Annotated in this window: 10 protein-coding genes; 1 reads left to right on the top strand and 9 read right to left on the bottom strand. The window is 26.4% G+C overall.

What is annotated here, in order from left to right; genetic code table 4:
- The first annotated feature begins 90 nt into the window (after positions 1 to 90).
- Positions 91 to 507 (top strand): Dps family protein, encoded by a 417-nt coding sequence (locus tag ACXYRP_RS04060; RefSeq protein ID WP_458598184.1) that lies wholly within the window; start codon positions 91 to 93, stop codon positions 505 to 507.
- 37 nt (positions 508 to 544) lie between these two features.
- On the opposite strand, the gene gap is transcribed toward ACXYRP_RS04060, so the two are convergent.
- The 9 genes from gap to ACXYRP_RS04015 all read right to left on the bottom strand — a co-directional run.
- Positions 545 to 1540 carry a type I glyceraldehyde-3-phosphate dehydrogenase gene (gene gap, locus ACXYRP_RS04055; RefSeq protein WP_458598186.1) on the bottom strand — a complete coding sequence of 332 codons (996 nt, stop codon included), beginning with the start codon at positions 1538 to 1540 and terminating at the stop codon, positions 545 to 547.
- A gap of 227 nt (positions 1541 to 1767) precedes the next feature.
- Positions 1768 to 2847, bottom strand: a complete 1080-nt coding sequence (locus ACXYRP_RS04050) for a hypothetical protein (RefSeq protein WP_458615272.1) — start codon at positions 2845 to 2847, stop codon at positions 1768 to 1770.
- A 134-nt stretch (positions 2848 to 2981) separates the two neighbouring features.
- On the bottom strand, positions 2982 to 5147 hold the full coding sequence (locus tag ACXYRP_RS04045) for a hypothetical protein (RefSeq protein ID WP_458614395.1): 2166 nt from the start codon (positions 5145 to 5147) through the stop codon (positions 2982 to 2984).
- Positions 5148 to 5239: 92 nt separating this feature from the next.
- Entirely contained in the window at positions 5240 to 5428 is a 189-nt protein-coding gene (locus ACXYRP_RS04040) for a hypothetical protein (RefSeq protein WP_458615271.1), read from the bottom strand.
- Between the two features lie 94 nt (positions 5429 to 5522).
- The gene (locus tag ACXYRP_RS04035; RefSeq protein WP_435129165.1) at positions 5523 to 5651 is read right to left on the bottom strand and encodes a hypothetical protein; all 129 of its coding nucleotides are present in this window, start codon (positions 5649 to 5651) and stop codon (positions 5523 to 5525) included.
- 26 nt (positions 5652 to 5677) lie between these two features.
- Positions 5678 to 6937: a site-specific DNA-methyltransferase gene (locus ACXYRP_RS04030; protein ID WP_458615270.1), complete on the bottom strand. Its 1260-nt coding sequence runs from the start codon at positions 6935 to 6937 to the stop codon at positions 5678 to 5680.
- Positions 6903 to 7286 (bottom strand): hypothetical protein, encoded by a 384-nt coding sequence (locus ACXYRP_RS04025; RefSeq protein ID WP_458614892.1) that lies wholly within the window; start codon positions 7284 to 7286, stop codon positions 6903 to 6905. Before ACXYRP_RS04025 ends, ACXYRP_RS04030 begins: the two co-directional genes overlap by 35 nt.
- Positions 7287 to 7341: 55 nt before the next feature.
- Complete coding sequence (locus tag ACXYRP_RS04020) at positions 7342 to 7812, bottom strand: hypothetical protein (protein ID WP_458597925.1); 471 nt, start codon at positions 7810 to 7812, stop codon at positions 7342 to 7344.
- 100 nt (positions 7813 to 7912) lie between these two features.
- Positions 7913 to 8453: hypothetical protein (locus ACXYRP_RS04015; protein WP_458615269.1), on the bottom strand; the 541-nt coding region annotated here is incomplete at its 5' end.

Genomic DNA, 8453 nt, shown 5'->3' with positions numbered 1-8453 from the left:
TAATAAAACAAAAAGATTAACAGAATTAATTGTTAATCTTTTTGTCCTACTTTATCATATGAATATGGTAAAATAAATCAAGGAGGAAATATGAATGAAATACAAAAATTAAAAGAAATGCAAGCAAGCTTACAAGTGTTTTATCAAAAAATTAATAACATCCACTGAAACATTAAAGGATTAGAATTCTTTGAAATTCATGCACAAAGTGATAAATTAAAAGATGATGTTTTAAATTTTGTAGATGAGATTGCTGAAAAAGTTGTTATGAAAGGTGAAGTCGCTTTAGGAAGTTATACAGAAGTGCTAGAAGCTTCTAAAATCACTGAATTAACTTCACAAATCTTTGATTATAAACAAGCTCTTAAAGTGCTTGTGAATGATTTAAAAATACTTTTACAACTTGCTGAAAGTTTTGAATGAAGCGCTAGAGTTCAACCTATTTTTGATGAAGTGCTATTATCATTAGATAAATGATTATGACAATTTGATGCGATGTCAAAATAGTATAAAAAATCCGGGGAACCGGATTTTATTATGCTTATTATAAGTTAGCAAAGTAAATAACTGTTCTAACAAGTTGTGATACATATGACATTTCATTGTCATATCATGAGAAGAGTTTATATAAGTTACCTTCTGACGATTCTTTGATTGAAGTTAATTTTGAATCAAATACTGATCCATGTGTTTCTTTAATAATATCAGAAGAAACAATTTCATCGGTTTCATATCTGAAACTTTCTGATTCTGCTGCTTTCATTGCTGCATTAATTTCTTCAACTGTAGGTTGTTTTTCTAATAAAACAGTTAAGTCTACTAATGAACCTGTAATTAATGGTACACGAATTGCTGAACCGTCTAATTTTCCTGCTGCTTCTTTAACTACTAAACCAATTGCTTTTGCTGCTCCTGTTGAAGTAGGAACCATATTTGCTGCTGCTGCACGAGCCCTACGTAAGTCTCTATGTGGAGCATCTTGAAGTCTTTGATCTCCTGTGTATGCATGGATAGTTGTCATAAATCCAGATTTAATACCAAAGTTATCGACTAAAACTTTAACCATAGGTGCTAATGAGTTTGTTGTACATGATGCTGCAGAGATAAGTGTATCATCACTTGTTAATTCATTGTGGTTTACATTAAATACAATAGTTTTAACATCTTTTTCTGATGGTGCAGAAACAACAACTTTTTTAGCACCCGCTTTTAAGTGTTTTGAAGCACCATCTCTTTTAGTAAAGAATCCAGTTGATTCAATAACTACATCAATTCCAAGTTCAGCTCATGGAAGATTTTCAGGATCTCTTTCTGCGAATACTTTAATTTCTTTCCCATCGACAACGATAGCACCATCTTTAGCTACTACTTCAACACCTAATTTACCAAATGCTGTATCGTATTTTAATAAGTGTGCTAGGGTTTTTGAATCTGTAAGATCGTTAACTGCAACAACTTCTAAGTTTGAATTTTGTTCTAATAATCTACGGAAAAATAATCTACCAATTCTTCCGAATCCGTTAATTGCTACTTTTTTCATATTTTACCTTTCTGTTAATTAAAATGTATATCTTGCATATTATAAACTTTTTTTAAAATAAAAAATATAAATATATAGATATGATGGATTGATGAGGATGGTGGGAAATAGTTGTTATTGTTGCCATTTTATTATATTTAGATAATTTAGATAACTTGTTAAATTCTCTTACAAATATTTTTTATAAAAGTGAGTTGAATTTCGAAGAATTAGATTATAATTTTATCTTATATTCAATTTATTATTGAATTTATATACAACTTTTTATATTCTTTATTTAAATAATTTTGTGTGTATGAAAGTAAAATAATTACGACAACAAGTAATATGATTATTCATAAATTTGTAAAATATATTGGTGTTTCTTTAGGTACATCGAAACTATTGATACTTCAATTTGGGTAACTTTCTCGGTGCCAATTTGAAAAGGCACTAATATTCATTAGTAGATTTAAATTAAACGGAGATAATACTAATACAAAAAGAATCATTAATACCACTAATAAAAAGAAAGATTTAAGTTTTTTTGTTAATTCAGATTTATTTATTATTGTAATTTTAACAAATAAAAATATGCTAATAAGAAATGCAGTTATAATAAAAACATAATTTAATACATTAATTCAATATTTCACCACATACACATCATCATATAAATAAAGAGAAGAAAGAAAAGTATCAATTAATAAATTAATAATTAAAATTACTAAATTCAATGTTACAAAAAATAATGCAGATATATTTAACGATTTAATGACTTTTAAATTAGATGTTTCTTTCTTGTCATTTGAAATTATATTAGAAACCAATGCACTTTCTATCTTAGGTTGTTGTAAAACTTTTTCCTCTTTTATAATTTCTTGTGTTTGTGCTTTCACTTTTGCTGGTTTTAATTTAACCATTGATATACCTAATAAAACTGTAATAGCAACCTGAATAAGCAATCCGATAATTGATATACCTGGTAATCAAGACACAGGTTGTGCAATAAGAATCAAAGCAAAATTTGATATAGCAAAAGCTCTTGTTTTTGCTATTGTTTCATCTTTTTTAGCATCTTGCAATGTAATTGCAAAAATTGATATCAACATTGCTATAACTGATAAATATATAAAGATGTTCATAATTGTAAATACTGCATATGGTATACTGCTTGTAAAGACATATTCAGGGTTATATGAAAGTCTACCATATGCATTTACTGGTGTATAAATTAAAATAGTTGTTATTAATCAAAATAACATAGTTACTGAACTTAACACCAAAGTTGATAAGTTCATTTTAAACAGGGTTAATTTTCTTGACATAGTTCCTTTCTTTCTTAATGATAGAACAAAAAAAAAAAAAAAACAGAAAGCCAAAAATGTGGGCAATTTTCTGTTTATTTGTGAAATAAAATTTGTATATTTTCATATTCTAATGAAAAAGAGATAAAAATACATTATGCAGATTGATTATTATGTTGTGTATTATTCACAACATCTTGTTCATTTGAATCAGCAGATCATTCTAAAAGTGTGTCTAAAACTATCGGAATACCTTTTGGATCTTTTGATTCATTAAGTTTTTTATTTAATGAATAAATATCACTGTAACCTTTGAAATAAATAGGATTCTTAGGATCTGTTGATACATAAGCAATAATTAAACTAAAGTGCTTATTGTTTTCTTTAGTCTTTTGTTTTTGGTATGCTTCTACATATTCTTTATAAGCATTTTTGATGTATTCTGTTTTTGCTGGAGCATTTGTTGTGCTGTTATTTTGATTTAATGCTTTTACTTCAATATGTATTTCATGATTGTTGTATTTAATGATAAAATCAACAAAAGATGTTCTTAGTTCCTGATCTGCGATGTATTCAAAACCAATTCCTTTAAAAGGAATGTTTTTAGTAAACATAATTTCTACATTATTTTTATCATCAGATTTTGCTTTAGAGTGTTTATTATCTCAAGCATTTAACTTCTCGATAAAAATTTTCTCAGGTACTGAATCATAAACAAGTTCTAATTTATTTGAATCCTTTTGATTTGGATCAAGTTTTTCTTTTTTATATGCATAATTATTATTAAAAATCTCTTGGGTTCGCTCTTCTTGTAAGATTTGGATGCGCTCTTTTAATGTTAATTTGTCATCAACAGTAAAAACTAAGTTATTTTGTTCATTTTTTTGTTTCTTTAAACTTTTCTTTAAATTAACAAAAACTGGTAATTTAATTTGAATAAATAGATATCACAGCATTGTGTGATTGATTTGCTGATTAAGTTTATTTTCAGTAAAGAAATTATTGATGTGTTTTTTAATGTTTTCATTTAAATAATCTTTATGTTTTTTGAGTTCTTTTAGGTTAAAAATTTCAATTTCAATTAAATTTTTAACCTTATATGTAACAAAGTGTCCATCACCATAATCTCTTTTTTCAGCTACAATAAATTTATTTTGCTTAAATTCATTTAGTATATTTTGATATTCTTTTGTAAAATCATCAACTAAAAACTTATTTATCTCATCGATAGCTTGTTTTTGATATTCATTTTCATCAACTTCATTTCATTTAACAAAGTTTTCTATATGCCCAGAGATAAAGGTTTTGTTTTTATATTTATCCTTAAGAACAAGTTTTTGGTATTGTTGATCTTTAATGTCTACATTACTATAAATATAGTATTCTAATGCAGCACTGTTTGCTGGTAAGTTGTCAACAGGAACAGGATTTCTTTTAATTCTTCCTAATGTTTGTGTATTTAGTGTCCCTGAATACACATTACGCAGTTGCACTAACATACAAGCTCTAGGAATATTCCATCCTGTTGCGGGTCCAATTTTGAAAATGATAACATCAACTGGTGAATTATTTCTAGAGATATCAAAAAGTGTATCACCACCTGCTAATCTAATATTAGAATCTATTACAGTAAAACAATCAGATTTAGTGTTATCAAAATATTTAACTCATTTTAAGTTATTTTCTTCTAATACTTTGATAATCATATCGATGTTTTGATTAAATTTTGCACTTTTTTCTTTGTCTTTGCTATCGTTATTAACTTGAATTAGCATCGCTGCATTGATTCCGATGAGGTGGGGTTGATTGATGTTATCATTGTATTTTTGTTTGATTTCTTTAAACTTTTCACAAGCTTTTCTTAAAATGATTTCATCATCTAAAACATCTAAACTACTAATGTTGACATTATAGTTCTTTTTAGTTTTTAAAAGTTGTATATTATCATTTTGTAAACTTTGATGTTCAAGTTCCACTAAGTTTTCACCACTCTTAGGTGAAGCACTCATTTTTACCACAAATGCGGCAGCTGATTGCATTTTGGCTTCATAATTCTTTTCTTCTTCAGATTCGCGGATTTTAATGTCTGCATCTCCTCCGTGGTGTGCTTCATCGCGGATGTAGATAAGTTTGTATTTATTGTTTCTAATTTGATCTAAAAACTTATCTACTGCTCCGTAGATGGTATAAAGACTTTTGGCTGTAAATGATGAACTACCAGCAATAAAAACATTGTTTTCTTCAGCAAAAAACTCAAATGTTTGTTCGGTCTTCTTAGTTTTTGCTTTAGCAGAAGGGGATTCAAGTCGTTTGATTACCAAGTCTTTGTTTTTGATGTATTGTTTGTAATTATTAAAACTCTTTTCAAGTTGTTGAGGTAAACAAGCAGTTGAGAGAGTATTTATATAAAATACTAATTTTTCTTCAGGGTTATCTTTTGATCACTCAACAAGATGATCGATAAATTTAAAATCATAAAAGTTTTACCAGAACCTGTTGGTGCTTTAAAAATTTGATAATCAACTGTATTGCTTTCTAAACTTGAAATAGCATAAGAAGTTAGTTTGCTAACAACTTCTGTTTGTGAATTAGTTAGTTCCATTATTCTCCTTTAATTTTCTTTGGATTTTGTAATTTGTTGATATTCTTCTTCATTTAAAGGGATAATTTATTATCTTGTATTAACAAATATTCAGTTAGCTTACCATTTTTTCTAAATTAGAATATTCATATGCTAATCAAAACATTTCACTATCGATTCCGTTAGTTAATAATTCTTTATCTAAAATATTTTTTAGTTCGGTTGTTTTGTATGCTTTAATCATTTTTGACTCCTTGTATTGTTTATGCTTTATCTTTCTTGTGGATTTAAAGAAAGTAAATCATTTAATAAATTCTTTATATGATTTTGATTATTTATATCTAAATTAGGTATACCAAAATCTTTTAGTAATTGTATAAGTTTTTTAATTATGTTATCTGTCTCATCCTTAGTATCAGGTGAAACATCCATATATTCAATGTCGTAGACATTTAAATTCGTTTTATAAGGTTTGTTTTTGTTGATTCATTCAAAAGTTTGATTATCTGTAGAATTACCTTTGTTTATTCTATACAAATGTTCATAATTAACATTTTTTGCTATATTGTTTTGATTATTAGTTACAAGTGTATATGTTCTATTACCACCATCTTCTCTGTTTAAATCTAAAACAGCATGACCTGTGGTTCCGGAACCAGCAAAGAAGTCAAGAATGCGAGAATTGCCGTCTTTTTCAACAAGTTTTATTAAATGTTTTATTAACCTTACAGGTTTAGGTGTATCAAAAGCATTTTTATATAAAATTTCATTAATTTCGTTTTTTGATTCGTGAGTATGTCCCACCACTTCATAGTTCAGTATAGTTTTTGAAATAAGATCTGAAACTTCGTGCAAGTATCTTTTTAATGTTGGTCTTTTATTTTCATCATCAGGTAAAACAATTCTGTTTTCTTTTATGAGTTCATATATTTTTTCTTTATTAAATATTCAGCCTGAATTTTCAGGACACTTATAAGTTTTATTATTTCAGTAGATATCAAATTTATTTTTTGAGTTTTTAGTTAAATCTGTTAGTTTATAAAATCCTTTTTCGTCTTTATCTTTGTAACGTGAATTAATTTTTTCATTTCTTTTTAATCTATTAAATTTTTTTAACTCTTCTTTATTCTTAGCATAACTTAAAATATAATCGTGATTAACGGAAACAAACTTATTATTATTCTTTGGTGAATAATTTTTTTCTCAAATAAAATTAGCAATAAAATTTTCTTCACCAAAAATATCGTCCATTAAAACTTTTAAATAAGCTTGTTCACTATCATCAATAGAAACAAAAATGACTTCATCTTCTTTAATAAGTTTCTTTGCTAATCTTAATCTTTCATTTATTAGATTTAATCATCCATTTCTAGAGAATTTGTCTCTGTACGCAAATTTTCCGTTATCAATATTTTCTTTGTCGTTTGCAATTCCGTTCCCATCTTCATAAGAACTTTCAGTGTTATAAGGAGGATCGATATAAATTACATCGTAATTATATGTAAGTCCCGCTCTCTCTCTCTCTCTCAATTACTATTAAATTCTTTAAAGCATCATAGTTTTCGCCAATGATCAAACAATTATCTGTTGATTTAGAATCTTTAAATTTAAAAGATAATTTTTCGTTCTTTTTAAGCAAAGCAATGCTTTGGTTGTTGCTCTCGGGAGCAACATCGAAACGAAACCCGATTTTTATTCTTTGAGCGATAAATTGAAAAATGTATTCTAATTCATTATCATTAAATCTTTTGATTATCTGCGCTGCCCATCTTTTTTGATCTGTGTTTAATTCCTTAGAAGAAATTCTATCTATTTCCTTTAAATATTTTTCTTGCAACTGTGTTAAAGTTTCATCAGATGTATTTATTTCTTTGTTCATAATTCTCCTTATAAAATATATGTAAATATTTTACTACATATTGATTGGTAATTGTTTAATAAATAACATTTCTATTACTTTCTATTTTTACCTTTACAAATATTACAACTAATAACACTGTTATTACAACATGAATTGCTAAGGAAAAAGTGCTTATCACAGGAACCCAAGCAAAAGGAAAGGCTAGTATTATTAAAGAAAATATACTTATACAAAGTCTTAAAATTGATTTACTTATTATTTGGTTTTTAAATAACTTCATTGATATTACAAGCATTATAATAATCATTATTGTTATACTGATATATATTAATGATGCAAGAATTTCTGGTAGACTAAAAATGATAATAGCATAGAAATTTGAAGAAATCAGCAAAGATGAAAAATTAAACTCTATTGATCCTTTATATGGTACAAAATTCCATGATAATGTGAAATAAGATGTAAATGCTCACAATGCCATACATACTAAACTTAAAACAAATGATGCAATTGCTAAATGAAATAATAATTTTCTTTGTTTCATATATTCCTAACTTTACATATTATAAATGAATATATGTAAATATAATAACACTAGGATTTAATCCTAGTGTTATATTTAAATGGTATTATTGGAAATTTTATTAATCTTTCTTTTGAATGAATTTATCAAAATTAACACTATTCTTGGAATATGAATTATTACTATCAAATTGTGTGTTATTAGCATAGCCGGAAAATCTGTTGTCCGAATAACTATATTGTTCGAATTTTGTATTTATTGAACTTTTATTATTCTTCAATCTTGCAATAGATATCGCTAATAAAACAGTAATAACAATTTGGATAATTAATCCAATTAACGATACAACAGGTATTCACGAAACAAGCTGAGCACCAAGAATTAAAGCAAAATTTGAAATAGCAAAGTTTTTAGTTCTTGCTATGGCTTCATCCCTTTCGCTTTCTTGTAAGGTTATTGCAAAAATAGATATCAACAAACTAATAATTGTTAAATATACAAATAAATTTAATATCGTAAATATAGTATATGTTATAGATGGACCAAGTAAAGTAATCCAATTAAATCCAATTCAACCATAGTTTATAATTAATAATAACACTGATGCATAAAGTAGGACAAAAAGATTAACAATTAATTCTGTTAATCTTTTTGTTTTATTA

This window comes from Mycoplasma sp. 5912 (genome assembly GCF_054353835.1).
This window is presented reverse-complemented; position numbering and strand designations above follow the sequence as displayed.